Below are 26,450 nucleotides of genomic sequence, written 5' to 3'. Positions count from 1 at the left end.
CCCCGCACGCCGACGACGATCCAACCCGCGCGTCGTCAAACGCAAAGTCCTCAAATGGGCAGCCAAACGCACCCACCACGCCCAGCACCCCCAACCGACCCACGAACCAAAGGCCACCATCCACACCCCTTAACTGAACGGTATTGAGGCTTAACCCCCGAAGGGTCGACTTTGCCGCGTACACGGCATGCGTTACAGGCTCGAACTGCGGAAATACGTTGGGGCTGACAGTGTCTCGCGAACGAAGGTCTGCGGACACACCTGTTGCGGACTCGCATCGGATGCTGGCTTCTCGCGACCCATTGGACTGAGCCTGGAGCATCAACAAGTCGCCATCGTTGCTGGTCCAGCCAACTTCGTTGTTTTTCGCGCGATTACTACTTTCGCCGCCAATTGCAGCCGCACCAACATGAACACCGCCACCAACCGCGATTCGCGCTGGCTGTTCCCGGACGCCGGGCCGGGCAACCGATGCACCCCGAAACCCTGGGCGGACTGCTGAAAGCGCTTGGCGTCCTCAACGTTCCAGGCCGGAAATCGGCCATGCGACAGCACGTCCAGCAGATGCCCGCCCCCGTCGTCGCCGACGCGCTCGGCTATCACCACGTCACCGCGACGAAACTCGCCGCCGAGGCAGCGGTGGTCAGGAGCCGCTACGTCACCACCCCTCGCTTCCGGTCACCCACCGGTTGGACTTCTCCGACAACACGCGACAGTTGAATACGCGATCTCACCAGTCCGGAACCCCGTCTAGCCAGTCGGTCATCCACAACACCGTGATCAACAGAATTTGGCCACGCCACGCGAAAAGTATTGGCCCGTAAGTGGTGAACCGGTGCAGACTCACGCACAGCCAACCTCAGAGTCATCGCTGTTGGGCCTGTGTCGGTCGTTCGTCGCAGGTTCGTGCCCTGATAGAACTCGTCCTTGGCGGCAAGCACGTCACGGATTTCGCCACCACCGCTACTGATCTCGGCGAAGTGTTCCACCGCGGCGTCGAGACGAAGAACCTGAGAAGGCGTAGCACGCTCGACGAATCGGCTGACAAGGATATTAGAGTGGAGAGACGGTGTACCAGTTGGGTGCCCGGTTCGGTATCGAGCGGCGGACGGTCAGCGAGATCCTTCATGGGCATCGAGTGCCGCCGTGGTCTGACGTCTGAGCAGGTTGATGAGGCCGTCCATCTTTACGGGCTGGGCTGGTCGCTTGCCAGGGTCGGTCGGCATCTGGGTGTTGACGGTATGACCGTTCTGAACAGGCTCCGCGAACGAGGGGTTCCTACGCGGGATCCCCAGGGCCGACCCCGGGCATAGACGACTGTTGTAGGTTGGTGCCCTCGGGGCGGCCACAGTTCAGGCGACACCGGCAAGCTTGCAGTCACAGCCGGAGTGCCTGACCCGCGATCTCCGTTCGATGCTTCTTCGGGATCATCGACGGTCCGCATCTATGTTGGTCACAACGCGCCGCGACCGCACACCTGACGATCAGCGCCCCACCGATCCCATATCCTCCACACGATCGCGGCCCCACCGATGACGATGCCGCGCCTACCACCGTTCCGAGTTGCCCATCACGACCCACGTAGGAGGACCGAGCATGGGCGTTTTGAGGTATCGGGTATCGCATGCGCTGGGATTTCGCCCATGGGAAGCAGCGGCCCGGCAGCCCGATCTCTCCCGCATACTGGCCGCCGAATTCGACCAGGAGCAGGCAGGAGCACAGCCGCCCTTCGGGACCGCCCTGGATCTCGGCTGCGGCACCGGCAGGCACGCCATAGAACTGGCCCGACGCGGCTGGCAGGTCACCGGGGTCGACATCGTGCCGAAGGCGATCCGACTCGCTACCAGGCGCGCCCGCGCCGCCGGCGTCGATGCCCGCTTCCTGAAAGGCGATATCACCGCCCTCCCGGCCGAGGTCGGCACGGGATACCGGCTGATTCTGGACTTCGGTGCCTTCCACGGCCTCACCGACCCCGAACGGCACACCATGGGCCGGCAGGTAGACACCGTCGCCGCCGCAGATGCAATCCTGCTCATGGTCGCGTTCGAACTGGGCCGCCACGGCCCGCTGCCCCGCGGCGCCGCACCGGCAGACCTCACGGCCGCATTCCCAGGTTGGACAATCATCGACGACGTGCCCCTACTGAAGTGGCTGGGCAGGATGGTCCACCTCTACCGGCTGCGCCGCACCGAGGTTCCGGGCACCCCTACCAGCGGGTAGACACTCCGAACGCGGCGCGGAACCGTTCTGCGGAGTGAGCAGTCTCACCGGCGGGCCGCGAATACCATCCCGCTTTCGTGACCTGTCGAAGAGTGCAGATTTCGAGACTGAGCGACCTGGGGGTTCGTCGTGCGGGGCGACATCGGCCGCGGCTATCTCAGAACCAAGGTTTCGAGACACGGACACCAGCCCTCGACGACCGATTCTCAACAGTTCGTGCACCGTGTCTGGAGCAGCTGATCTGGATTCCGGACCGTGCTATCTGAAGATTGCTCGTTTGCCGCTCCTGACACGATCCTCAACGCCCCGTCTTCGTCGAGAGCCTCGGTCCCCTTCCGTGACCCGGCCGGTGGCCTGAGATGCTGTGGTTCAGGCGTGTAGCGCCTCTTCGACGCTGTGGTAGAGCGCAAGGAACTCCTCCAGCCCGGTAATCTCTATCGGACGAATCACCGGCCGGTTGGTGTCTACGGCGATACGCAGCGGCTGTCGGCGGTTTTCGGCAGCCCGGGTGGCTTTGAGTAAAGCGCTGAGGCCGTGACCGTCCAGGAATCGCACATCGGTCAGGTCCAGGACGCAGAACCCGCCGCGGGTGCGGTCCAAGCCCGTGCGCACCGCCTCGATCAACTGGGTGGAGGTCGCGTGGTCGACCTCTCCGCTCACCGCCACGACCGCGACCTCACCGGCCATCCGATGGTTGATCGTCAGCCGGGAAACCGCCGATCCATCGTCCTTGTCAGTCATACCCTGTAGACCCTAGCCATCGGCTACCGCGCGCAAGGCGAGCGCGCCGAGACAGGCCGAAGGGTCACGCAGATAGGTGGTGTCCACCGGCGGTGTGCTGGCCGAATGTCCCAGCGGTGGGTGGTCCAGGAGCACAGGAATCGCGGTGCTGGGTGAGCACCTTGGGCGCTTGGACGTGCCACGCGCGTGGCGTGAGGCGTTCGGCCCGGTCATCGGGTACCGGAGTCTGCAGGAGTGGGTTTCGCTTGTTCGAATCAGACAACCAGTCGTTACACAGTGAGCCATGGCGGAATGTGCGCCGACGGTAATGAAGTTCGCCGATTCAGCCAGGTCGACTAGCCCCAGTTGGCAGCGAGGGTGAGGCAGAACGGGTGGCCGCTCGGATCGAGCAGCACCCGCCAGCTCTCACCGGGCTGAAACTCCGGCACCGTGGCGCCCAGTTCGACCAGTTGCTTACTGGCGATCTCGAGGTCTTCGACCGCCAAATCCAGATGGAACTGCTTGGTGCCATTCTCGTTCGGCCAGGTCGGCGCCTGATAGTCCGGTATCGTGCCGAACCCGAGCGCGTGATCCGGACCAGTGAGCATGGCGTACTCGTCCTGCGCGTGCGCGATCTTCCAACCGAGCGCCGCCGCCCAGAACTCCGCGTCTCGTCGTGCGTCGGCACTGTCCAGAGTGAGCATTTTCAACGTGGCAACCGCCATGGGGTTTCCTCTCCGCAACAAAATTACTGTCAGCCAGCCTGCAACACCGACGCCGCACGCGATTGCAAAAACGCGACACTGGCCCGCGCCTGAGATCGGCTGCGGCCGCATGCGGTTCGCCGATGGCCCGCGCGCTGAAGGCGTCCGCCGGATCCTTCGCGACATCCGCCAGCGAAGGAGTCCCTTCCCCGACCGGGAGTGTCGGCTTGGCTGTGCCCATCGCCCTGCTTTAGGAGTGGGTTTCGTTTGTCTAGATCAGACAGCCGATAGTCATACTGTGACCTATGATGTGGGACACAAAAGCCCTGCGGCACCCGGGAACCCGTTCCGCTGTTCACAGCACCCCCTGTCCGGTACGGGTGTACCCCAGAATGGCAATACGTCGAACGTGCTCACTCATGTGAACGACCGACCTGTTGAAGTCACTTTCCGGCAGATCGAATCACGACCGTCGAGGGGAGATCGCGTCAGGCGTTAGCAGGCTGGTCCGTTCCCGCACCCCGGCGGCGCAGTGCGACGAGGTCGTGGCGAGGCTGTGGAAGTGTTTGCTCGTGTGCGCCTTCGACAGTGAATCCGGCGTCGGTGATCATCTGGTGGTCATCGACGCCGGGCTGACCTTCGCTGGTCAGGTAGTCGCCCAGGAAGATCGAGTTGGCCAGGTGCAGGGCCAGGGGTTGCAGACTGCGCAGGTGAATCTCGCGACCACCAGCAAAACGGACCTCGACGTCCGGGAAGAAGAACCGGAACAGCGCGAGGATGCGGATGCAACGCTGCGGCGTGAGGTCCCACCGGTTGCCCAGCGGGGTTCCCTCGAACGGAATCAGGAAATTCACCGGCACCGAGTCCGGGTCGAGTCCGCGCAGTGCGATCGCCACATCGACGACATCCTCGTCGGATTCGCCCATACCGAAAATCGCCCCGGAGCACGGAGACAATCCGGCCGCGCCGGCGCGCGCGAGCGTATCCACGCGGTCAGCGAAGGTGTGGGACGTGCAGATTTCGGCGGCCATCCATCGTTGTGCCTGGACAGGAATCGCCCGATCCGCGGTACACACGACGTAGGTCGTTGTCGTCGATTTCCATGCCGGGTCACCGGCGTATGTCATCTCCGCGGCGTTGAGGGGCATGGACCGCAGGCGTGCGGCGAGTTGCGCGGCGTGCTCGTCGTCTCGGTCCCCGAAGAAGACCTCGCGGGCACGGTCGGGGTCGACACCGACACCGGTGTCGGTGATCACCAGCGCATCGAGCAATTCGCCGTGATAGTCGGCCAGGATCGTGAACGGATGTTCGCCGGGCTCGGTGAGGAAGGCGGCGACATAAACCAGTCGCGCCACATCGGGGTTGTCTCGGGCGGCCGCGGAGGCCACACACCCGCCATAGGAATGTGCCGCGACGATGACGTTCGGCCCGGCCGCCTCGATCGCTTCTCGCGCTGCGGCGACGTCGGCGTCGAAGCCGGTGAACGGCAGCTCCACCGCGACCGCGGTCGTGCCCAGCCGGCCGAGCTCGGCGATCACCGCATCCCAACATGACGGGTCGAACCAGGCGCCGTGTATCAGCACCACCATGCTTCGGTTCGTCTCGGACGGATTCACTGTCGCACCTCGATTACGGTTTTACCGATGGTTCGCCCGGCATGAAGCTCGGCGCAGGCACTGGGTAGGTCGTCGAAGGCCCCCACTCCGGACACGGTCAGGACGCGATCGCCCACCGCGATCGCCTCGACAGCGGATCCGACCTCGACCACGACCCCCGCGCACTCACTACCGGGCAGGAACGGCGGATCGAGCCGCATTTGGTACTGTCCGCGCGTGATGAGGACATCGGGAAAGTTCAGCGCCGCAGCGTGATTGGCGATCCGCACCTGCTCCGCACCGCACCGCGGGCTCGGGAGATCCTGAATCCGTAGACCGTCCTCGCCGGTCGAACTGGTCGCGACCCGGCCCCTCATGGCGTCGCCCCCGATCGCCGCGGTTTCACGTCATCGATGGCGTTGTCGCCGAACAACATTCGTGCCAGCCCCTCGTAGTTCGCTCCGTCGTGGACGCTCAGGCCGCCGCAGACGTTGAGCATCTGGCCGGTGATCCAGGAGGCTTCGGCGGAGGCCAGGAACGCGACCGCGTGTGCGATGTCCGCCGGTGTGCCCGGCCTGCCCAGGTAGGTTTGCTCGCCTCAGAGAGTCGGTCATCGCGGCGAACTGCCCGGCGCAATGAGGGCGGGGTCGATGAGTTGCGTTGTGCACGTTGATATCCGTGATCTAGTCGGCAGCATCGAGGGTCGACTGCATCGCCCGGCCGTAGATGCGAACGAGGGTGGCGCGGTCGTGTTCTGCGAAGTACGTATCGGACAGGCTCAGCGAGCTGAGCAGCCCGCCGACCTGAGCGGCGAACAATCGGGCACGCAATACCGGGTCCGGTTGGGGGAGAGCGTCTTTGAGCTTATCGACGAAGGCGAGGTCCATCAGATCGTACAGTCGCCGCCGTACCGCGGGGCTGTCGGAGGCTCGCACGAGTGTGGTGTAGACCTGTAGCATCGGCTCGTCGGCGCGGTTCACCACGAACGCGGCCATCCGTTCGCCGAGCGTGTCCAGTGGACCGTCGAACGCCTCGTCGAAGTATCCCGTAGCGGGCAACGTCACCAGGAACAGTGCTTCCTTTGATCCGAAGTGCCGCATCACCAACGCCGGGTCCACACCGGCCGAACGCGCGATCCGGCGTACCGAGGTGGCGGCGAACCCGTTGCGCGCGAACAGTTCCGTCGCGGCCTGCCGAATCGACTCGGCCGTTCGCTGTGCGCGGCCCATCGCCTGATCGTGGTTCGGCGGATCGACCGGAAGGTTTACCACGCGCGTTCCTCTCAGCGTCCGGGAGACAACGTCTCAGCAGAAGTCAACACTGTTGACCGCAGCAGGTCAACAGTGTTGACCGGATTGGTCCGCGCGCAGAGCTCCTGCGGGTTCGGCTGGTCGGAGACCTCCTGTCCAGGGCGGGTCGCAGGCTCTCGATCTCGGCATCGCTGGTTTGGGCCATCGTTATGCGGTGCGCGTGCGCGAGCAACCCAGCTGCCGCAGTCGTCAAGGCTTTGGCGTCACCTACCAGGTCGCGGCCCTTGCCGCCGTGAGTCGCCACCACGATCCGTCCCGGGGCCTTGGCACGCCATTCCCGCAGGGCATGCAGGGTCAAGCCGCTGTTGCGGAACGGTTCGAGGTCATCGAGCCACAACACCGCCGGACCACGAGCAGGGATCTGTTGTCCCGGTACGAGCAGCGAGCTGAGCGCGGCTTTGTCCTTGTCTTTGTCGACCGGCGCGTGAACCATTCAGCCGTCTCCACACCCCAACGCGCCCGGCGGACCAACCAGCCCGCCCCCGCCGACCCGAACGTCCGGCCCGCAGAAACCAGCAACGCCACCCTTCGCAAGGAAGTGGTGGCGTTGACATCCTGCTGCACGGCATTGATTCGGGACCGTGTTCTAGTAAGCCCCCCAAGGTGGACCTTGGGGGAGCTTATTATAACTTGAAACCGCAGGTAGAGGCCCTGGAAGCCCTGCGTAGGAAGCTTCCCGACCCCACCGCACCCGTTCCACTGTCCGCTGATCGACCCAAACCTGGCCGGGCGCGTCAACTCGGTACCGATCAGGTTCAGGAACTGATCGACGGATATAAGGGTGGGGAGACGGTGTATCAGTTGGGTGCGCGGTTTGGTATCGAGCGGCGGACGGTCAGCGAGGTCCTGCACCGGCACGGCGTGCCGATGCGTCGCCGTGGTCTGACGAGCGAGCAGGTCGATGAAGCCGTTCATCTTTACGGGCTGAGCTGGTCGCTCGCCAGGGTTGGTTCGCATCTGGGTGTTGACGGTATGACCGTTCTGAATCGGTTCCGCGAACGCGGGGTTCCTACGCGGGATCCCCAAGGCCGACCCCGGACGTAGACGACTGTCGTCTGGGACGCCGCTGAATCGCCTGTGCGGGCGGGGATCTCGGTATGGCAGCGGTACGAGCCGCTGCTTTGCACGGGGCAGAGACGACAACGGCGACCAGGTGCGGTGAAATCCGTTCTGGGGTGCTTGGATTCGTCTTTCGCGGGGTCGGGAGAGACCGCGACTGGTTCGAGGTCGGCGTAGAGCGCGAGCGTTTCGGTGACGGTCATCGACCAGGGAAAGCGTTTGGCGCTGCGGCGGGCGGCTTGGCGGCGCTGATCGGCGGGATGGGCGAGCAGGGGGCGCACACCGTCGGCGAGTCCCGCGGGAGTGCCGTCGCAGTCGACGCCGGAAACCCGCGGGACCGAGAAGTTCGCGGGCGGCGCCCTCGCGCGGGACCACCATGGGTGTGCCCCTGACCTGTTTCGAGGTCCATTTTGGGGAAATGTGGTTCTGCGATGGCATCGCGTCGCCGGTTCACCTCTGCCGCGAAACCTCAGCAAAATAAGCTGCCGATTTGCCGGCAGCCCGGCCGACCGTGGCGCTCTCGCAGCCGGTCACCGCGTTCGACATCGGGCTCATGCCCTCAACCAGAAGAATGTGCTGGATATCGAACCGGTGAAACTACATGCCCTACACGACTTACCGTCCGGCTGACACCCGCCCGCGCCCATTGCCGCGCTTTGTCTGTGGGAGGACGATGAAGTGGACGGCGGCGCCGTCGAGACGCTGCCCCACGCAGAGGAGGCAGATCATGTACGCACGCAGTACCACTGTCCAGGCGCAGCCCTCGTCCATCGACGCAGGTATTGGGCATGTTCGCGACACCGTGATGCCCGCGCTCGAGGGCGTCGACGGGTACACCGGTTTATCCCTGTTGGTCGACCGGTCTTCCGGCCGATGTATCGTCACCAGCGCATGGCAGTCCGAGGAGGTCATGCGCGCGAGCGCGGAGACTGTTGGGCCGGTTCGTGACCGTGCCGCGGAGGTTTTCGGTGGCAGCGCGCACGTCGAGGAGTGGGAGATCGCGGTCTTGCACCGCGACCACCGGTCGCCTGAGGGCGCCTGTGTCCGAGCCACCTGGGTCAAGGTCAGCCCGGATCAGATCGACCGAGGCATCGATTTCCACAGGACGATCATCCTGCCCGCGCTCGAGGAGCTCGAGGGGTTTTGTAGTGCCAGTCTGCTGGTCGACCGTGCGTCCGGTCGTGGCGTGGCCTCGGCGACCTTCGACAGCGTCGAAGCGAGGGAGGGCAACAGAGACCAGTTTGACAGGATCAGGGCCACGGGCAGCAAGGAGGTAGCCGCACAGGTGATTGACCAGTGCGACTTCGAGTTGGCGATCGCACACCTGCGTGTGCCCGAAATGGCCTGACTGCACGACGAGTGCAGAGCCGTTCGAGCTGCCGCCACCTTCGTGAGAAGTCCGGCAGTGTGCTGGTAACGGAAGCCGGGCAGGTTCGAGTGGTCCGCATCGCGGGCCATGCCCGGTTTGCGGTGATGGGGCGGCCTTCCAGGTATGCGGCGCGCAGGCCGTCGTAGGTCAGCTCGCGCTGGAGGTCGCGTTGGAGTTCGCCGGCGGCGAGGGTCTGCACCATGAACTTCACGGTGGACAGCAGTTCTCCGGTGCGGGGGTGGCGGGCGGTGAGGTCCATGGCGGAGAACGCGCCGTCGTGGATGCGCAGCGCCAATGAGGTGTAGCCAAGGCGCCACGGATGCCACATCAGCACCCCGCCACACCCGCTCCGCTGTCCGTCGATCGATCCAAACCTGGCCGGGCCCGCCAACTCGGCACCGATCGGGTCCAAGAACTAATCGCCGGATATCGGGGTGGAGAGACGGTGTACCAGTTGGGTGCCCGGTTCGGTATCGAGCGGCGGACGGTCAGCTAGGTCCTGCATCGGCACGGGATGCCGATGCGCCGCCGGGGCTTGTCTCCCGGGCAGATCGATGAGGCCATCCATCTATACAACCTGGGCTGGTCTCTGGCCCGTGTCGGCCAACACCGGGGTGTCGACCCCACCACGGTGCTTGCCAAGCTCCGGGAACGTGGTGTCCCGACCAGAGATACCCACGGACAGTCTCGAGGGTAGGTCGAACATCATCGCCGCAAGGCAGGCAACGGCTGTCGCCGTTCAGTTCTCCGGCTCAGCGGGGAACCCCACATCCATCGGGCACAGGCCACCCCGTGATATCTCCGGGGCGGATGACTGAGTGCGATCGAATGCCCAAAAGAGGGTCGATCCACTCCGACTTTGAAAAGCAAGAAACCCGCGCCATTGCGCGGGTTTCTTATTCGCCATGCTTCTAGATAGCGCGGACCTGTTGGGCCTGCGGCCCCTTCTGGCCCTGGCCGATCTCGAACTCGACGCGCTGGCCTTCATCGAGGGACTTGAACCCGCTTCCGGAAATCTCAGAGTAGTGCACGAAAACGTCCGGGCCGCCACCGTCTTGCGCGATGAACCCGAAGCCCTTTTCGCCGTTAAACCACTTCACACTGCCTTGCGTCATTACTTTTCTTATTACTTCCTGTAGTGAGCCGAGCGATCAGTTCAACAACCCGTACCCGGCGATGATCATGCCACATTCCGGAACTGTCTCCCAAAAGAGTGCCGTAGCACACACCGAGTCTGCGCGGGGGCCGTACTGCACCGTTCCGCGGAGTATACGATCTCATCGGTGGGAACTCGGACCCGTTCGTTGATCAACCTGATTCGCACGGGCGACAGTGGTTTCCGCACAATCCACTCCGCATGCAACGAATACCGCAGAGTTCGGATAACGCTGAGCCCCAAATGGTTTCGTGAGACACCGTGGCGAAGTCGCCATCAACGGCGGATCGGTTCACGGTCACATGGTGTGCTTTCCCGCGACCGCGTGTCTTCGAGGAATCATCTGCTCACGGGGCGTATCGGGGTGTCCGAAGGTGGGCGCGGCCGATGAACTCGGGCCGCGCCCATCGTGTCGTCGAGGGTTCAGGGGAGCCGGTCGAGTAGCCACCATCCCTGTTCTTCGGTCATCCACGAGGAATTCGTGGGCGATGCGGATGTGTATAGGGTGTCGTCGAACATCGACAGGCCCGGGTCGTCGTGCGCGGTGAGCCCTTCCAGGTCGGGGACGGCGTCGGTGCTGATCTTCAGACTTCTGGGTATCAGGGGCATGTTGCCGACGTCGAAGAGTGCGTTCTGTTCGGCCGGGGTCGGTTTGGTGCTGTCGAGGCAGAAGTAGACACCGACACGGTGGTCGAATCCCTCGTATTCCAGATTTGCCAGAACGTATCGCGCCAGCAATGCCGCCCATCCGGCGCCGCCCAGGACTGCGCGCTGCTCACCGGGGCAGCGTCGTTTGGTTTCCATGACCGCGGATCTGACTGCGCCGACCGCGGTGTCCCAGTCCTCGTCGGCGTCGTATCCGACGAGGATGACGTCCTTGCCGCGTCGGGCGAGCATGGAGCCGAGCGGGTAGTCGCGACTGTTCACCGTGTCGGCGAAGGCTTCCAGTGAGGTGCAGTCCCGGTCGGCGACCAGGATCACCGGTGCGGTCGCCTCAGGTCCCTTGACCAGGTACGCCCACGCGGCGCCTCCGTTGTCGAGCGTCCATTGCTGTGACGGTTTGCTTTTGACGGCCATGATCGAACCCCTCCTCGAGGGTGAGAACGAACGAACCACCGGAAAGACAATCCGTGAATCTGCCGCCTGCCCACGCGGGTAACCGGCGGGAAGACGCGCCACCACCACGCTCGCGACCAGTGAGGACCATACAAGCCGATAACCACCAGACGCGCTCAATGATAGAAGGCTCCGCACCCGAGCGAAATAGTGTGTGCTGGTTGCCTGCATACGTAATTGAACCCTGTATCCATCGGCGTGCGACGTATCGGGAATCGGTTCGGAAGTCGCTCGGTGGGCGGGCGTGTTGTTCCGTGGTCAAGGTTGTGCCCGGGGATTGTCCGTAGTCGTGGCGATACCGTGCGGCGAAGCGACCGGGGTGGGCGAACCCCCATCCAGTGGCGATCGCATCGACCGTGGCGCCGCCCTCGGCGGTGCCGGTGAGGCGTGGCCTGAGGTGGCAAGGCGCTTCGGTGCTGCAGCACAAATTTCGTGACGCGGTATCAAGCCGCGAGGATGGCTGTGGCCACTTCGTCCGGATGGGTCAGCATTCCGTTGTGCGTCCTTGGAACGACGATGGGTTCGACACCGAGTCTGGCGGCGAATTCGGCATGCGATCGCGGCATCGCGTCATCGTTGTCGCTGGCGATGTAGGCAGCGGGAATACCGGCATTCGCCGCATCGATGTCGAGACCATCGAGGAAGTAACCACCCGGCTGGGGGGTCAGCAGATCGGCCACCAACCGCTGCAGCTCTGGGGCAACGCCTTGCAGTAATAGCTGCTCGACAAATTCCAGGCTCGATGGCATGGCGCCGAAAGGCGATTCGTCGATCGACCGCAGCATCAACTCGCGTGTGTCGGGTGGGTTCTCATCGATGATGGATTTGCCGCGAACCGGCACGTGCGCGTTGTAGTAGACGATCTTGGTGACCTGGCCGATGAGTAGGTGAGCGGCGCCGGTTGCGGGATAGCCTCCCCAGCTGTGCGCGACGAGGGTCACGTTGTCGAGTTCGAGCCGGCGCACCTCGTCGACGATGTAATCGACCGCGTCCCTGAGCCGGTAGCCCGACGGATCATCGCCGTCGCCCAGACCGGGCAGCGTCAATGTGATCGCCCGATGACTTGCATCGCGAAGCCGCTGGGCAACCGGTCGCCAGCTCCAGGCCCCATGCCAGCCGCCCGGAATCAGCACATATGTCGACGGGCGCCTCACGGAATCCCTTTCGGTGTCGAGAAAAGGTGGTCATCGAGCCGTGGTCGGAAGCGGGATGGCGCTGAAAACCCCGTCGGGGTCATAGTGCCGCTTCGCGGCGCTGAGTCGCATGGCGTTGTCGCCGTAGGCATGTGCGATCTGTTGGTGGTCATGGGGCCCGAGGAGATTTTGGTAGCCGCCCGCAAGTGCGTGCGGCGCAAGCGCGGCCGTCACCGCCGCTGCCCACGCGCGATGTGCGGCGCCGTCACCGCGCTCCCAACCGGCGACGATCTCGACGACGAAGTGTGGGCGGCGGTTCGCGAACGCGGTCTCGTCGGGCAGGATGCGAGTCGACGCCCCGTGAAAGTGGTGGATGGGGATGCCGCTGCGTGGCGAGGTCAGTGTCTGCCCGGCATCGAGGAGCGCGTCGACGACCCCGGGTGTGTACCCCGCGACCGTGCGGGTGCGAATCGCCCAGCACAGTCCGCGGACGCCCCACGCGTCGAACAGACCCAACATTTCGCGGTACGTCATGGGTGCGAGGTGTGTGGTCAGCGGCGTTCCAAGCTTTGCGAGCGCATCGACGGCGGCTTCGCCTGAACGAAGCTCTCCGCTCCAGGCTGGTGCAAGATAGACCGCCGGATTGCCGTCCGGGCCGGACAGCAGTCCACTTTGCACGGTCAGCTCGTCCGGCGCTGTCGACAGCACCTCATCCAGCGCACGCCACACCCTCGCTGCCTGGGACCAGGGAAATACGATCATTCCGCCGATCAACCGGTCGAGCGCATGTAGCCGCACCCGCATCGAGGTGACAACACCGAAGTTGCCACCACCACCGCGCAGTGCCCAGAACAGTTCTGGCTCGTGCGTCGCGTCGGCCGTGACGATTCGTCCGTCCGCCAGGACAACCTCGGCGCCGAGCAGGTTGTCCAAGGCAAGGCCGAACCGCCCGTTGAGCGGTCCGTAGCCGCCGCCGAGTGTCAGGCCGGTCATGCCGACGCAACCGACGTTGCCGGTTGCGGCAACCAGCCCATACGGCGTGATCGCGTCGATCAGGTCAGCCGCGATGACACCGCCGCCCACTGTTGCGACCCGTGCCCCAGGGTCAACGGTGACACTTCGCATCCCGGACATGTCGATCACCAGACCGCCGTCGCACACGGCGCGACCCGCCCAGTCGTTTCCGCCGCCGAGCACCGAGAGCCGCATCCCGTGGTCACGCGCCACACGGATGGCTTCTTGTACGTCGCGCGGTGACTCGGTCCGCACGATCAAAGCCGGACGATGGTGCACCGCCGCATTCCAGATCACGAGCGCACCGTCGGGGACCTGTACCTGCGCCGAATCCATCCGGCTCGCCAGGTCGTCGGCGGCCGCGGTGATCGAATCGGTTGTACTCCCTGCCATGCCTATGACGTTAGGAAGCCACGGGACAAGCAGCGAAACCTGCGCCCGCTGAGTGAGCTTTTCTCGCTGATCACCAACTCACGATGTACGAATTCACGATGCACGAAGGAGGCCGACGATGCGGGCGCCGGTACCCCAGGTGGCAGCGAGCAGTCCGAGCGGCGGTCGCCGCCCCGCGACAAGCGTCGACACGGCTGCCACCACGCCGTTGCCCAGCGGAATCGCCACCGCGACACAGCTCAGATCCGCTATTACCTCGCCGGCGTCCACCAGCGGTGCGGTACTGCCCAATTCGGTGAGGGCGCGCGCGGCGGCGGTTCTGGGCGGTACCGGCGCGCCGGGTGCGGCGACCACGCCGAACGGAACCCGAGCGTCCACCGCGTCCAGGTACACCGCCTCGCCGCCGATCATCGCGGACAACTGCACTGCGGCACCGGTGGCGGACGCCAGTTCGGCGATCGGCCGCCGGGCGGCCACCCGCAATCGACGCTCCGAGCTCACTCGCGCGCCCAGCGCCAGCAAGCTTGCGCCGAGCCGATACCGGGGACCTTCGCGACTGACCGCCCCGACTGCGATCAACTGCTTCAGCAGCCGACGCACCGTCTCCCGCGGTATCCCGCTCGCATTTGCCAAATCGAGCAGCCGCACCGGCTCCAACGCACCCACGTGATCCAGCAGATCGAATGCGCTCTCGATGACCCCGCGACCGTCGTTGTGTAACGAGCCGCCCTGTGCGCTCGCACGAGTACCACTGGCCATGCGATCCAACTCGAACTGCCCCACCAATCGACCACCTCAGGCTGCTGCTGTCGACACCCACATCACGACGACATTCAGTTCAACGCGCGAACCCGTGCGATGTATGCCGAGTGCCGAGAAACAACAGCTCCTGTCAAGGATGATGTGGATGATCATATCCCGACGCAGGTGTGGCCGGAATTGCCGCAGTACCGCTCGGCTAATAGTCGTGCGAGATGCGCCTGGCCAGCTTTCGCGATTGTTCAGCCGAGTAGCCCATCAACGCGGGGCGGCTCTCCAGACCATGGAAGTACAGGCCATCGACGGCAGGGGACGGCGACAGCACGACTGGTACGCCATCAGGTGTGAGCACCTCCAAATGTCCGACCAACGGATGCAGGCCCGGCCGGTACCCGGTCGCGCAGATCATCACGTCGGGCTGGATCCGGGCACCGTCGGCCAGCACCGTCTGGGCACCCTCGAGTGCGCTGACCCCACCGACCACCTCGACAGATCCGTCGCGCACAGCGTCGATAACCTCGGGGTCCACGACTGTCGGCGCGACGTGCAGCCGGCGGGCTTTCGCGAAAGGGCCCTCATCAGGAACGGGCAGACCGAATTCTTCGAGATTGCCGAAGGCGCGGTGGCGCGCGGCGACAGAGATCCGGTCGGCTATTTGCGAGCGCAGATGAAAGAATGGAATGGAAAGCACGTCGTTGGGCAGCCCCAGGGGCCCTTTACGCGGCAAGATGTTCGGTGGAGTTCGCACCGAGAGCCACACTTTGGTCGCTGCGCCGGTGGTCAGATCGTGGGCGATTTCCATGCCCGACGATCCCGCGCCGATAACCAGCACGCGCTTGTGTGCGTATGGCGCCGGGTCTCGATAACCTTGTGAATGCACCAGCTCACCGGTGAAGTTGCCCGGCCAGTTCGGGATGAAGGGTGTGTGCTGGTAGCCCGTGGCGACCACGACGTGTCGGGCGTCGAGGTTGCCGTTCGACGTCGTCAACCGCCATCCTGAGGAATGGTGGTCGATGCGTTCAACGGTGGTGTTGAGTCGTAGTTCGATGCCATCCTCGTGCGCATGCCGGTCAAGGTGTGCGACGACTTGGTCGCGAGTCGGATAGACCGCAGTGCCTTTCGGGTACCGCCGCCCGGGCAAGTGGGAAAATTGTCGACCGGTGTTGAGTCTGAGCCGGTCATACCGACTGCGCCACGACGCTGCCACTGCATTGGCTCGATCGACGAGCAATGGCCGAATTCCCTTGTCCTTCAGGCTCAGCGCGACAGAAATCCCCGCCGGGCCGGCGCCGATAATCACAACTGTCCGGTCAGGCATCTTGTGTCACTTCCCGTTCGATTGGCGCGGTTTCGATGATGCTGAATCGTGAAGTGGCCGGGACAATTCGGATCAGACGAAAGCTGCTGCGCCACCAACGGTTGGCGATACTGCCTGGTCATGCCCATGACGTTAGGCAGCTACTGGACAACCGGCGAAACCTGCGCCCACTGAGTGAGCTTTTCTCGCTGATCACTGATGCACGGTGGATGAAGCAGGCCGGCGATGCGGGCGCTGCCAGCGAGTTGTCCCAGCGGCGGTCGGCGGCCCGCGACAAGGGCCGGCACGGCTGCCACCACACAAGTGTCGGGACAGTCGAACCGGCAACGTGGACCGCAGCCCGACCGGCCAGGCGTTGCGGCGGGTGGGGGTGAAACCGTTGCGGGTGCTGTTCGATCTGGTCCGCGGCCCGGCCGCCGCGGCGGCGCGGTGGCGTGGACTGCTGGTGTGCGCGATCGACGGCACCACGATGTTCGTGCCCGACAGTGCGGCGAACGTGGCTTGTTTCGGTCGTCACGGTGGAGGTCACGCCGTCGCGGGCTACCCGATGCTGCGGTTGCTGGCGGTGGTGGCCTGCGGCACCCGCACCGTCATCGACACTGTCTTCGGGACGGACAAGATCGCTGAGATAACTTATGCGCCAAGTCAGGTCATCCATGCCGCGGGCGTGCTGGAGGCCACCACAGTCGATCTGATCGGCCGCATCGGCGCAGCGGTGCTGGCCGCACCCCTACCGGCCCGCCGCCAACGCTCCAGCCCCCGCGTGGTCAAACGCGCCATCTCCAAACACCGCGCCAAAGGCGACATCGACCACAACACCTACCCGACCACGATCACCGTCGAAATCCTCGACGGTTGACACCAGCCACAACCCGCTAACTGCGCGGCATTGGCACTAGTAGCGGATCGGAAGTGACGCAGATCTGCAATCGTCACCTCGAGTGTAAGTGACACGAGCGTCAGACGGCGTACCCACCCTCGGCGGACGCGATCTCGGGCAGTGCCGCCAGCCCTTCGATCGACCCCACCTTCACCGTGAGGTGAGACCTCCATCTGCGGTGATTAGATAGTCAGAAATGCGATTCCAGCGGGAGCCGCGGTCGAACGCACTGCCCACTCCGCGGATGCCCGCGGGAGAATACCGAGTGGCAGCAACCAGCGCCTCGGCCGCCTCTGCAGATTCGACGGATCCGGGCGTCATGCTCGGTCCCGAGCGGCACCGGGTACGGAAGCCGGTGGTGTGCGCCGTGAACGGCATGGCCGCCGGTGGCGCGATGTATTTCATCAATGAATCCGACATCGTGATCGAACAAGGAGTACGTATGAGCGGCAGTGTCGCTACCGAGCAGCTACTCCGCTTTGCTCTGCTGATCGGCGGCGCCGAAGTCGTGGCAGCGTCCGGCAAGACCTATCAGAGCCTCGATCCGTACACCGGGTAGGCCGGCGCGGTGGTGATCGAAGTCTCGACGGATTCGCATTAGATATGAACATTACCGTCAGATATGGTAGGAAAAGGTGCCCCGATCGAGTGGAGAACCCTGGCTCGGGGCGCTTGTCACTCAAGGGAACAAATACTTCGGCGAGGAGGTGGAACGAGTGCAATCGACTCCGGCGCGCGACTGGGCGCAGCTGGCTGGACCGTCTACACGGTCGATCTGCGCGGACACGGTGACAGTGACTCGGCGACGGACGGCGACTACGGCGTCTCGGCGCACCTCGCGGATCTGCGGCATAGGCATATTGTTTGTTCAATCCGTCAGAAACTCTCACCCAGGTCGCCCAGTGGCGATTATCGGTGCACGACATGCTCACTGCTGGTCTCGGCGATTTCCTGGCGCGGGCCGCAGCGATGCCGGACAACGGCGCTTGTCCGAAAACCCATGACAACCGCCGACACAAATCGAGTGCCTTCCCATGTCCGTAGCGCTGGAGATCCTCAAGATCCTCGGTGGTAGCTCGGGCCGTGACGGCGACAAGATTTCCAAGCTGCGCACCAAGACCGGGGTCACCGGTGCTCTCATCCTGCTCGATGCCCACAGCTACGTCGAGGCACGGGTCACGGCCTCGCTCGACGTGCAGGAGAGCACCATCTTCGTCGGCGACGTGGTCGGAGCCGAGATTCTCAACGACGGTGGACGACTGCGCATCGGCGAGGCCTGGAGCAAGCTCCCGCAGGAGTGGATCGAGCAGTACGACGCGAACCACGTCCCGCAGCTCGAGAACGCACGCGTACGCCGCTTCGGCACCACCGTCTAGGAGAAATATGACAACCGTCGAAGACGCTCAGCTCACCGGTGCGTGGGAGCTGCCCGAGGAGTTCCGGATGTTACGGGACACTGTGCGCCGCTTCATGAACACCGAGGTCCACCCGCTCGAGGACACACTGCCCCACGACGCTCCCGGTCTGCCTCGGGAGCAACTACTGCCGCCCCAGGAGAAGGCGCGCAAGCTGGGGCTGTGGGCCATGCAGACCCCCGCATCCTACGGCGGTGCGGGCCTGTCCGTCCTCGGTCAGGTCGTCGTCGCCGAGGAAGCCGCGAAATGCCGTATGGGAGCGTTTTTCCCGGCGCTCGGCGCCTTCGGTGGCAACCCGCCCAACGTGATGTTCAAGGCGTCGCCTGAGCAGTTCGCGAAGTTCGCGCAACCGATCATCGACGGCACCGCGACCAAGGCCTGCACCTCGATCAGCGAAGCGTCCGGCGGCTCCGATCCGGCCCGCGCCATCCAGCTCGAGGCTGTTCGCGACGGCGACCACTACGTGCTGAGCGGCAGCAAGATGTGGACCAGTCACGCGGAGAACGGCGACTGGGGCGTGGTGTATGCCCGCACCGGTGAGGGCCGCAACGGTATCTCCTGTTTCATCGTCGAGAAAGGCACTCCCGGAGTCACTTTCAGTCGTATCAACGTGATGGCGTCCTTCGCGCCGTTCGAGGTCCACTTCGAGGATGCGCGCATCCCGGTCGGGAACCTGATCGGCGAGAAATGCAGAGGATTTACCCTCGCCACCGACTTCCTCGTGTACGGGCGGATGTTGTACGCCGCTGGACCGATCGGCATCGCACAGGAAGCTCTCAACATGACCTGTCGGTGGGCCGAGGACCGGGACGTGTTCGGCGGCAATCTGGCCGACAAGCAGGGGATCCAGTGGATGCTCGTCGAGTGTGAAGTGGAGCTGCGTGCGGCGCGGCTGCTGATGTACCAGGCCGCGTGGAACGCGGATCTCGGCAAGGACGTCAAGGTGGATGCCTCGAGATGTACGGCACCGAAGCCGCCTTCAAGATCCTGGACCGGTGCATTCAGATCCATGGTGCTCTCGGCCTGTCCGACGAACTGCCGCTCGAACGATGGCACCGCGACTTGCGGGTCAAACGTCTCGGCGAAGGCGCCACGGAGATGCAGCGCGTCGTGATTGCCCGCGATCTGCTGCGCTGATACGAGAAAGTAGGAGGAACACCGATGCACATCGCGTTCACCGATGACATGCTCGCGCTGCGGGACGAACTGCGTACCTACTTTGCCAGTCTGGTGACCGAGGCGGAACGATCGAGCAAGGACATCTTCGGTCGCGACCGGTTGATGGAAATCTTCGGGACCCTGGGACGAGACGGCTGGCTGGGCATCGGCTGGCCGGTCGAGTACGGCGGTCAGGGCCGATCCGATCTCGAGCAGTTCGTCTTCTTCGACGAGGCCAAGCGTGCCGGAGTCCCGATCCCGATGCTCGCGCTCAACACCGTCGGGCCGACCCTGATGGCCTACGGAACGGAAGAGCAGAAACAGCGGTATCTCCCGGCCATCCTGCGCGGTGAGATCGACTTCGCCATCGGATACACCGAACCCGCGGCCGGCACCGACCTCGCCGCGTTGAAGACCCGTGCGGTCCGCGACGGCGACGAGTACGTGATCGACGGCAACAAGATCTTCACCACCGGCGGCGCGGTCTCCGACTACATCTGGCTCGCCGCCCGAACCGACCCCGACGCACCGAAGCACAAGAGCCTGTCCATCTTCATCGTTCCCACCGATACCCCTGGGTTCGACGTCACGCCGCTGCCCACCATCGCCGAGGACGGTGCCCGCGCGACGACGTCCACCTACTACTCGAACGTGCGGGTTCCCGTGACGAACCGGGTCGGTGCCGAGAACGAGGGCTGGAAGCTCATCACGACACAGCTCAACCACGAGCGCGTGGCGCTGGCCGCGTCACGGGGTTGGATCCTCGGTCTTGCCGAAGAGGTGGGGGAGTGGGCTGCGACGGCGGAAGCTCCCGGTGGTGGGCGGTTGATCGACGTGGACTGGGTCCGGCATACCCTCGCGCATGTCGACGCCCGGCTCGAGGCGATGAAGCTGTTCAACTGGCGCATGGTGGCGCTCGTGAACGGTGGCGGCGTGCTCACCGCCCATGACGCCGCCGTGTCGAAGGTGTACGGCACCGAGATGCTCATCGAGGCCACCAGCGACCTGCTCGAAGTCCTCGGACATGCGGGATCCCTGCGCACCGGCTCGCCCGCCGCGGTGCTCAGCGGTCGCGTCGAGTCCGCGTACCGGGGCGCGGTCGTCGGCACGTTCGGCGGCGGCAACAACGACATGCTGCTGGAGATGATCTCGACGTCCGCGCTGGGTATGACGCGAGCGAAGCGCTGAGCGATCGACCGCGCCGAACATCGATTTCACAGGAAGACGAGGACTGACGATGGATTTCGATCTGACCGAGGATCAGGCCGCGGTGCGCGATCTGACTACCACGCTGGTTGCGTCACGGGATGCGGCCGATCCGATATGGCCGGACGCTCAGTTGTGGTCAGCCCTCGCCGAGGCGAACCTGCTCGGGATCGGCCTGTCGGAGGACGTGGGAGGTAGCGGCCTCGGTCTCATCGAGTTCGGTCTGATCCTCGCCGAGTGCGGTCGCGGGCTGGCCCGTGTGCCGGTGCTCCACTCCACGGTTGCGGCACTCGCCATCGATCGATTCGGCACCGAAGCGCAGCGCCGCGCGTGGCTGCCGCGCGCGAGCGACGGCTCGTGGGTATCGACGGTGGGCGTCGATCTCGCCGGTCGCAGTCCGAATCCGACCGCGCACCGCGACGGAGAGGGCTGGACGCTCGACGGAGTGCTCCCGTCGGTGCCGTGGGCGGAACATGCCGATCGGATCCTCGTCGTCGCCGACACCGTCGAGGGCGCGGTTCTGATGCTCGTTGATCCGGGTGCCGAGGGGGTGGAGGTGATCGCGCAGGAAACCACCAACGACGAGCCCGAAGCCACGGTCACCCTCGCCGGCGTCGCGGTCGGCGCAGACGATGTGATCTCCGGTCCCGACTCGGACGGTGTTGCGGTGCAGTGGGTGTGGCAGCGGCTCGTCGCGGCATCGGCGGCTCTGCTGCTCGGTGTGTGTGAGGGTGCGCTTCGACTGACCGCGAGCTACACCAACGAGCGCGAGCAGTTTGGGCGGCCGATCGCCACGTTCCAGGCAGTGAAGGTCCACGCCGGCAACGCGTTCATCGACACCGAGGCGATCCTCTTGACGACACTGCAGGCGCTGTGGCGCCTCGACCGGGAGCTGCCCGCCGAGCGGGAGGTTTCCATCGCCAAGTTCTGGGCGTCGGAGGGATCGGCCCGCGTGACCGGTGTTGCGCAACGATTACACGGCGGCATCGGCGTCGCCCTGGACTATCCTGTTCATCGATACCTCCTGTGGGCCAAGAACACCGAGCTCAGGCTGGGCTCGGCGCAGTGGCATCTGAGCCACCTCGGCGCGCTGCTGGGAAGGGCGTCGTGAGCGCTGGGGCCCTGGACGGGCTGCGCGTCGTCGAACTCGCCTCCGGAATTGCCGCGCCGTTCGCGGTGAGGCTGCTCGCGGACCTCGGCGCCGATGTCGTCAAAGGGTAACGCGTTCGAACAGGTCTCGGGCCAGTCCTTCGTGAGCGGCCCGCCGGACGCGAGGCCTCAGACCCCAGGCGGATACGCCGATCCGCTTGTCGCGATGCATGGCGTCATCGCAACCCTCGGCGCGCTGCGTCACCGACGCAACGGCGGCGGGGGCCAGCTCGTCGAGGTGTGCCAGACCGAGGTCGCCATGACGGCGTGCCCGGAACCCGTCATCGCCCACTCGATGACAGGGGAGATCCGGCAGCGTGTCGGAAACCGCCGCGCGGAGGCCGCACCGCAAGGTGTCTACTCCGCCGCCGACGGCTGGATCGCGCTGTCCGCGCGCGCCGACGCGGACTGGGCAGCGTTGGGAGAGGCACTCGGTAACCCGGACTGGATACGCAACCAGGCTTTTGCCACCTCGGCGAGCCATGCCGCCGAGCACGACCGGATAGACAGCCTGATATCCGGCGCCACGGCCCGGCATGAGGGCGACTTCCTTGCGAAGATTCTGTCGGGCAACGGTGTTCCTGCAGCCAAGGTAGCCGGCGGAGCCGATTACCTTGGCGATCCACAACTGCAGCATCGGAAGTACTGCGAGACGCTCGACCATCCCGACGCAGGTACCGACCGGTACCAGGGCTGGCCGATGCGGTTCTCCGTCGGCCCAGATCAATCCCATCGCAGCGGTACGCCCACGCTCGGGCAGCACAACCGCGAAATTCTTGCCGGTGAGCTCGGACTCGGGGAGGGCGAACTTTCAGCGCTCGAGCAGGCTGGAATCATCGGAACCGTGCCGATCGGACTGGGAATCCCGGCGCCGATTGTGACGGAGAAGCGATGACTGAACAGATGATTGAGCAAACGGACACTTGTTCCGTTGCCAGTAAGGGCGGCGTCGAGTTCGACGCTCTGGTAGCTGAATTCCGTCGGATGCACGCGGCTCTGTGTGCAGCTGTCCCCGATCCCGAGTTGACTGCAGAGCTCCGGCGCGAGTTCCGTGACGCGGCGGACCGGCTCGAGTTGACGCGAGAGCCGGTAGAGGAGAATCGAGCGTCCCGCAGAGTGGGGTTGAGTTCCCGGGGCCATCCCACCCTGGTGCCGTTCGACGTCGAACACATCGACGAGCGCTCTGTCACCGTTACGGTCGAGTTCAGCGATGTGCACCTCGGCGGAAACGGTGCGGTGCACGGCGGCACGATACCGCTGCTGTTCGACGACCTGCTCGGCATGCTCGTCGCGGAAAAGGGGCAGAAGCATTCGCGCACAGCGTTCCTGAAGGTCAACTACCGCAAAATCACACCGATTGACACACCGTTGCGAGCGGAGGCGACGATCGACCGGATCGATGGCCGCAAGACCTGGGTGTCGGGCCGCCTATACCACGGCTCCGAGGTGACCGCAGACGCCGAGGCGCTGTTCCTGCGTTTGCTCCCGGGGCAGCCGTGAACGGTGCACTGCAGGTGCACGTGATCGACTTCGCCGGCACTGGGACGAGCAGGACGGTTTCACCAGATGCGACAGCGCGGAATAGGTATAGAGGGCCGGAATGAGGAAGTAGTGAGTGGACCGCTCGCAGGTGTGCGCGTCGTCGAAATGGCGGGCAAGGGCCCGGGTCCCTTTGCGGCGATGCTTCTGGCGGACATGGGTGCCGACGTTGTCCGTATCGATCGGGTAGGTCATTCCACTGTCGGTTCGGGGCCTACCGGCCGTGGCCGGCGTCATGTCGAGGTCGATCTGAAGCAGCTCGAGGGCGTGGAATTCGTTCTTCGATTGGTCTCCGGTGCGGATGTTCTGATCGAGGGATTCCGTCCGGCCTGATGACGACGTTCCATTGGGATCGCTCTGTCGGCCGGTGGTCGGATCAGCGTGGCACCAATCGGCTGGACTCGGGTGCGTTCTTCTATGACGTGTACGAGACGTCCGACGGTGGCTATATGGCGGTCGGGTGTATCGAGCCCAAGTTCTACGAGGAGTTCCGCGCGGTGCTCGGATTGGTGGGTCCGAAATGGGATTCCGCGCAGACGGATGTCGCGTCGTGGCCGGAGCGGAAGGAGGATCTGACCGCGCTGTTCCGCACGCGGACACGCGACGAGTGGTGCGAGGTGTTCGATGGTGTCGATGCCTGCGTAACCCCGGTTCTGGCCTTGGACGAGGTATCCACCCACGCTCACAACCGGCGGCGCGGGCTTATTCGGGAGTTCGGGGATGGTCTCGTGCCCGGGGTGGCACCGAGGTTGTCTCGCACTCCCGGTGCTGTCGCTGCGCGCCCCGAGGGGGGATCGGTGAGCTGATGCCGGAATGGGGTATCGCGGTCGGGTAATCATGCTGAACGACAAGGCATCTGATGCCTGCGTCCGTCAGCAGGCAGTGGCAGGTAGAGTTCATCGTAGGTCGTCCCGTGGGCGAGGATGCTGCAAACGTGCTGGAAGGACGATGAACGTGTCACCTCGGGTTCAGGCCACCGAGCGGTTGCGGCAGCACCTCGATCAGTTCGATTGGTCCGGACAAACCCCTGGCCGGCGAAATATCCTGCAAGCTTTTCTGGCCCTTGCCACTACCAAGGGGTATGCGGCTGTCACGATGCGCACTCTGGGTAAAGAGGTGGAGCTGAAGGCGCCCAGCCTGTATGCCCACTTCCCCGGCGGGCGGGAGGAGATCGTCGCGGAGTCACTGCGATGGCACTACCACCGATTCGGCACATCGGTCCTGCAGGCTGTGGATGGCACGAGGGACGCGGGCGAGTTCCTGGACGCGATTGTTCGCGTGCACGTAGAAGCCCAGCTGACGACCCCGGAGAACAATCTGTGGGACATCCTTGTTGCGACGGATGCGGCAGCGGGTTTCTTGCCATCCGATGTACGTGCGGACGTGGACGAGTGGTTGCGACTCTACGCAGGGATGTTCGAGGCAGCAGCATTCGAGTTGGGCTTCGAGAACGTGGCGACGAATCTTCGTGTGATCAGCACAATCCTTGATGGTGCTCGCAACTGGTGTGGTTGGAACGGCAATGCCGACACCCTCGAGACGTGTGTCAATCAGGGCGTTCTGATCACTCGGTCCCTCCTGTCGATGTCCCTGGTGTCCTCGAAAGTGACGAACGCAGCCAGCCAAGCCTGACGCGAGTCGATTTTTCTACGCCAAGCGAACGCCGGTCGTAGCTGGAGCTCGCGGTCGGTGTTGTCTTCGGTCTCGGTGTTCCGGGCGAGCTGGCCGTTCCAGTAGTCGTCGTGTGTGACCGCGCCGGGTGGCTGCCGCCGCGGATCTCGGTGTCACAGAGATGAAACAAGCGAGAGACGCTGCCGACATCGGCCTTACGTACGTTAGTTAGTGACATTCGGCGCGAACTAACGTACGTTAGTTCGCGTGATCGAGACCACAAGAGGGATAGGAGTCGTGATGTCCGCGGGTGCCTCGGATCGACTGCAGCCCACGATCGCCATAATCGGTAGCGGCCCCGCGGGCTGCTACACCGCGCAGTTTCTTCGCAAGAAGTGGGCGCAAGCCGAGATCACCATCTTCGAGGCGTTGCCTGCGCCGTATGGACTTGTTCGCTACGGTGTGGCCGCAGATCATCAGGGAACGAAGGCGGTGACTCGCCAATTCGACCGGCTCTTCGAGCGTGAGTCCGTCAGGTTCGCCGGCAACGTAACCATCGGACGCGACCTCGACTTCGAGTTCGTCGCGGAGCACTTCGATGTCGTTGTGCTCGCCACCGGCCTGCGCGACGACCGCGCACTGGACGTCGTACAGGATCCAGCGGCTCGGGTAATCGGGGCGGGAGCGCTCGTCCGAGCGCTGAACGGATTTCCCGGGGACACGCTGCCGAGGAACGCACAGGGAAGGCACGTGCGTCTCGGCGAACGCCTGGCCGTTGTCGGCAACGGCAATGTCGCGATCGACGTTCTGCGGATGCTTGTCAAGCGCGCGGACGGTCTTGTCGGATCGGACATCGACGACGATGTTCTTGCAGAACTGCGTCCAGCGCCTATCCGTACAATCGACGTCTTCGGTCGATCGCCGGCACACGAGGCAAAGTTCGACATCGCGATGCTCCGCGAACTGTGTGCGCTGCCGAACATCGACATTGCGGCACACGGGATCGACGATGGCGGCGACCACGCTGTTGTGGAGCTGCTGATGACGGCATCGGCGGCGGCGCCCGATTCGACAGTTGCCGCTCCCATGACTCGGACCCGGGTGACGTTCCACTTCGAGGTTGTGCCTGTGCGAATCGTCAGTCGAGCCGGAACAACGGCCGTGACCGTCTGCAACGGGTCCGGATGTGGGGCTGAAGAGGACTTCGAAGTCGATACCGTTGTTACGGCCATCGGCTTTGCCCATGCTGCGGACCCGGACGCGACGGTGCCGGGAGAGGACTGGTCGGGTGCGCACGTCTACCGCGCGGGCTGGCTGGCGGGCTCGAGTGGGGCCATGCCGCAGATGCGCCGCGACGCGAAGAAACTCGTTGACGACATCGCCGCACGAGTGACGGTCGGAAAGCCCGGGTTCGCCGCTGTGCAGGACTCGATCGCCCGCCGTGTCGTCGGGTTTCACGATTGGCGGTTGATCGACGCGTTCGAGTGCACCTCGGCACCACCGCATCGGGTCCGGAAGAAGGTTGCCGACCTCGTAACCATGTGCGCGATTGCCTCAGGGCAACCGCCGGAGGAGCGACCAGTGGGTTCGTGAACGACACCACAGCGTTTCGTCAGATGTCACCCG

28 protein-coding genes and 3 pseudogenes are annotated in these 26,450 nt (G+C 64.5%); 17 read left to right on the top strand and 14 right to left on the bottom strand.

The window, feature by feature from the left end; genetic code table 11:
• Window positions 1-543 precede the first annotated feature (543 nt).
• The gene (locus ON40_RS53775; protein WP_174435107.1) at window positions 544-720 is read left to right on the top strand and encodes a hypothetical protein; all 177 of its coding nucleotides are present in this window, start codon (window positions 544-546) and stop codon (window positions 718-720) included.
• 876 nt (window positions 721-1,596) lie between these two features.
• Window positions 1,597-2,220: a class I SAM-dependent methyltransferase gene (locus ON40_RS37310; protein ID WP_051194168.1), complete on the top strand. Its 624-nt coding sequence runs from the start codon at window positions 1,597-1,599 to the stop codon at window positions 2,218-2,220.
• Between the two features lie 369 nt (window positions 2,221-2,589).
• Here the strand turns inward: ON40_RS37310 and ON40_RS37305 are convergent, their stop codons facing one another.
• The 7 genes from ON40_RS37305 to ON40_RS52695 form a co-directional block, all read right to left on the bottom strand.
• Window positions 2,590-2,961: an anti-sigma factor antagonist gene (locus ON40_RS37305; RefSeq protein ID WP_051194167.1), complete on the bottom strand. Its 372-nt coding sequence runs from the start codon at window positions 2,959-2,961 to the stop codon at window positions 2,590-2,592.
• A gap of 335 nt (window positions 2,962-3,296) precedes the next feature.
• Window positions 3,297-3,665: a VOC family protein gene (locus tag ON40_RS37300; protein ID WP_040830063.1), complete on the bottom strand. Its 369-nt coding sequence runs from the start codon at window positions 3,663-3,665 to the stop codon at window positions 3,297-3,299.
• Window positions 3,666-4,132: 467 nt separating this feature from the next.
• Window positions 4,133-5,233 carry an alpha/beta fold hydrolase gene (locus ON40_RS55070; RefSeq protein ID WP_083896207.1) on the bottom strand — a complete coding sequence of 367 codons (1,101 nt, stop codon included), beginning with the start codon at window positions 5,231-5,233 and terminating at the stop codon, window positions 4,133-4,135.
• A gap of 23 nt (window positions 5,234-5,256) precedes the next feature.
• Window positions 5,257-5,616 carry an alcohol dehydrogenase catalytic domain-containing protein gene (locus tag ON40_RS37290; RefSeq protein ID WP_040830062.1) on the bottom strand — a complete coding sequence of 120 codons (360 nt, stop codon included), beginning with the start codon at window positions 5,614-5,616 and terminating at the stop codon, window positions 5,257-5,259.
• A complete protein-coding gene (locus tag ON40_RS50625) occupies window positions 5,613-5,822 on the bottom strand; it encodes an SDR family oxidoreductase (protein WP_083896205.1) in 210 nt (69 codons plus the stop codon). Before ON40_RS50625 ends, ON40_RS37290 begins: the two co-directional genes overlap by 4 nt.
• A 100-nt stretch (window positions 5,823-5,922) precedes the next feature.
• On the bottom strand, window positions 5,923-6,510 hold the full coding sequence (locus tag ON40_RS37285; RefSeq protein ID WP_245568160.1) for a TetR/AcrR family transcriptional regulator: 588 nt from the start codon (window positions 6,508-6,510) through the stop codon (window positions 5,923-5,925).
• A gap of 43 nt (window positions 6,511-6,553) precedes the next feature.
• Window positions 6,554-6,982 (bottom strand): hypothetical protein, encoded by a 429-nt coding sequence (locus tag ON40_RS52695; RefSeq protein ID WP_157186674.1) that lies wholly within the window; start codon window positions 6,980-6,982, stop codon window positions 6,554-6,556.
• 1,353 nt (window positions 6,983-8,335) lie between these two features.
• On the opposite strand from ON40_RS52695, the gene ON40_RS37275 reads away from it, so the two are divergent.
• Window positions 8,336-8,956: a hypothetical protein gene (locus ON40_RS37275; protein WP_040830081.1), complete on the top strand. Its 621-nt coding sequence runs from the start codon at window positions 8,336-8,338 to the stop codon at window positions 8,954-8,956.
• Between the two features lie 190 nt (window positions 8,957-9,146).
• A complete protein-coding gene (locus ON40_RS55585) occupies window positions 9,147-9,275 on the top strand; it encodes a hypothetical protein (protein WP_281033099.1) in 129 nt (42 codons plus the stop codon).
• 613 nt (window positions 9,276-9,888) lie between these two features.
• On the opposite strand, the gene ON40_RS37270 is transcribed toward ON40_RS55585, so the two are convergent.
• From ON40_RS37270 to ON40_RS37245, 7 genes and pseudogenes are all read right to left on the bottom strand, one after another.
• A complete protein-coding gene (locus ON40_RS37270) occupies window positions 9,889-10,092 on the bottom strand; it encodes a cold-shock protein (protein WP_040830059.1) in 204 nt (67 codons plus the stop codon).
• A 464-nt stretch (window positions 10,093-10,556) separates the two neighbouring features.
• The gene (locus ON40_RS37265) at window positions 10,557-11,210 is read right to left on the bottom strand and encodes a hypothetical protein (RefSeq protein ID WP_040830058.1); all 654 of its coding nucleotides are present in this window, start codon (window positions 11,208-11,210) and stop codon (window positions 10,557-10,559) included.
• 298 nt (window positions 11,211-11,508) lie between these two features.
• Window positions 11,509-11,607 (bottom strand): annotated as a pseudogene (locus tag ON40_RS55065) (helix-turn-helix domain-containing protein); the annotation flags it as partial.
• 85 nt (window positions 11,608-11,692) lie between these two features.
• Window positions 11,693-12,382, bottom strand: a complete 690-nt coding sequence (locus ON40_RS37260; RefSeq protein ID WP_040830057.1) for an alpha/beta fold hydrolase — start codon at window positions 12,380-12,382, stop codon at window positions 11,693-11,695.
• A gap of 51 nt (window positions 12,383-12,433) precedes the next feature.
• Window positions 12,434-13,732 (bottom strand): FAD-binding oxidoreductase, encoded by a 1,299-nt coding sequence (locus ON40_RS37255; RefSeq protein ID WP_218008932.1) that lies wholly within the window; start codon window positions 13,730-13,732, stop codon window positions 12,434-12,436.
• Window positions 13,733-13,882: 150 nt separating this feature from the next.
• Window positions 13,883-14,548, bottom strand: coding sequence for a helix-turn-helix domain-containing protein (locus tag ON40_RS48765; RefSeq protein ID WP_157186673.1), 666 nt, complete (start codon window positions 14,546-14,548; stop codon window positions 13,883-13,885).
• 199 nt (window positions 14,549-14,747) lie between these two features.
• Entirely contained in the window at window positions 14,748-15,866 is a 1,119-nt protein-coding gene (locus ON40_RS37245) for a flavin-containing monooxygenase (protein WP_040830056.1), read from the bottom strand.
• Window positions 15,867-16,194: 328 nt separating this feature from the next.
• Here ON40_RS37245 and ON40_RS51405 point away from each other — a divergent pair, with 328 nt between their 5' ends.
• The 13 genes and pseudogenes from ON40_RS51405 to ON40_RS37185 all read left to right on the top strand — a co-directional run bounded on the left by ON40_RS51405 (window position 16,195) and on the right by ON40_RS37185 (window position 26,417).
• The gene (locus tag ON40_RS51405; RefSeq protein WP_051194164.1) at window positions 16,195-16,725 is read left to right on the top strand and encodes a hypothetical protein; all 531 of its coding nucleotides are present in this window, start codon (window positions 16,195-16,197) and stop codon (window positions 16,723-16,725) included.
• 340 nt (window positions 16,726-17,065) lie between these two features.
• Window positions 17,066-17,305 (top strand): hypothetical protein, encoded by a 240-nt coding sequence (locus tag ON40_RS55055; protein WP_040830055.1) that lies wholly within the window; start codon window positions 17,066-17,068, stop codon window positions 17,303-17,305.
• Window positions 17,306-17,789: 484 nt separating this feature from the next.
• Window positions 17,790-18,122 (top strand): annotated as a pseudogene (locus tag ON40_RS37230) (flavin reductase); the annotation flags it as partial.
• A gap of 7 nt (window positions 18,123-18,129) precedes the next feature.
• Window positions 18,130-19,298 (top strand): annotated as a pseudogene (locus tag ON40_RS37225) (acyl-CoA dehydrogenase family protein).
• A gap of 24 nt (window positions 19,299-19,322) precedes the next feature.
• Entirely contained in the window at window positions 19,323-20,507 is a 1,185-nt protein-coding gene (locus ON40_RS37220; RefSeq protein ID WP_040830054.1) for an acyl-CoA dehydrogenase family protein, read from the top strand.
• Window positions 20,508-20,556: 49 nt separating this feature from the next.
• The gene (locus tag ON40_RS37215) at window positions 20,557-21,636 is read left to right on the top strand and encodes an acyl-CoA dehydrogenase family protein (RefSeq protein ID WP_040830053.1); all 1,080 of its coding nucleotides are present in this window, start codon (window positions 20,557-20,559) and stop codon (window positions 21,634-21,636) included.
• Window positions 21,633-21,746, top strand: coding sequence for a CoA transferase (locus tag ON40_RS53770; RefSeq protein WP_174435106.1), 114 nt, complete (start codon window positions 21,633-21,635; stop codon window positions 21,744-21,746). Before ON40_RS37215 ends, ON40_RS53770 begins: the two co-directional genes overlap by 4 nt.
• The gene (locus ON40_RS37210) at window positions 21,730-22,569 is read left to right on the top strand and encodes a CoA transferase (RefSeq protein ID WP_083896200.1); all 840 of its coding nucleotides are present in this window, start codon (window positions 21,730-21,732) and stop codon (window positions 22,567-22,569) included. The genes ON40_RS53770 and ON40_RS37210 overlap by 17 nt, the downstream gene beginning before the upstream one ends.
• Complete coding sequence (locus tag ON40_RS37205) at window positions 22,566-23,174, top strand: PaaI family thioesterase (RefSeq protein ID WP_083896199.1); 609 nt, start codon at window positions 22,566-22,568, stop codon at window positions 23,172-23,174. Before ON40_RS37210 ends, ON40_RS37205 begins: the two co-directional genes overlap by 4 nt.
• 132 nt (window positions 23,175-23,306) lie before the next feature.
• Window positions 23,307-23,546, top strand: a complete 240-nt coding sequence (locus tag ON40_RS55050) for a CoA transferase (protein ID WP_245568159.1) — start codon at window positions 23,307-23,309, stop codon at window positions 23,544-23,546.
• Window positions 23,546-24,019 (top strand): CoA transferase, encoded by a 474-nt coding sequence (locus ON40_RS55045; protein WP_040830051.1) that lies wholly within the window; start codon window positions 23,546-23,548, stop codon window positions 24,017-24,019. The genes ON40_RS55050 and ON40_RS55045 overlap by 1 nt, the downstream gene beginning before the upstream one ends.
• Before the next feature lie 142 nt (window positions 24,020-24,161).
• Window positions 24,162-24,845 carry a TetR/AcrR family transcriptional regulator gene (locus ON40_RS37190; protein ID WP_063713164.1) on the top strand — a complete coding sequence of 228 codons (684 nt, stop codon included), beginning with the start codon at window positions 24,162-24,164 and terminating at the stop codon, window positions 24,843-24,845.
• A 279-nt stretch (window positions 24,846-25,124) separates the two neighbouring features.
• On the top strand, window positions 25,125-26,417 hold the full coding sequence (locus ON40_RS37185; protein ID WP_040830050.1) for an FAD-dependent oxidoreductase: 1,293 nt from the start codon (window positions 25,125-25,127) through the stop codon (window positions 26,415-26,417).
• Window positions 26,418-26,450: the final 33 nt, after the last annotated feature.

Source organism: Nocardia jiangxiensis NBRC 101359 (assembly GCF_000308615.1).
In the GTDB taxonomy this organism is placed as follows: Bacteria; Actinomycetota; Actinomycetes; order Mycobacteriales; family Mycobacteriaceae; genus Nocardia; species Nocardia jiangxiensis.
This window is presented reverse-complemented; position numbering and strand designations above follow the sequence as displayed.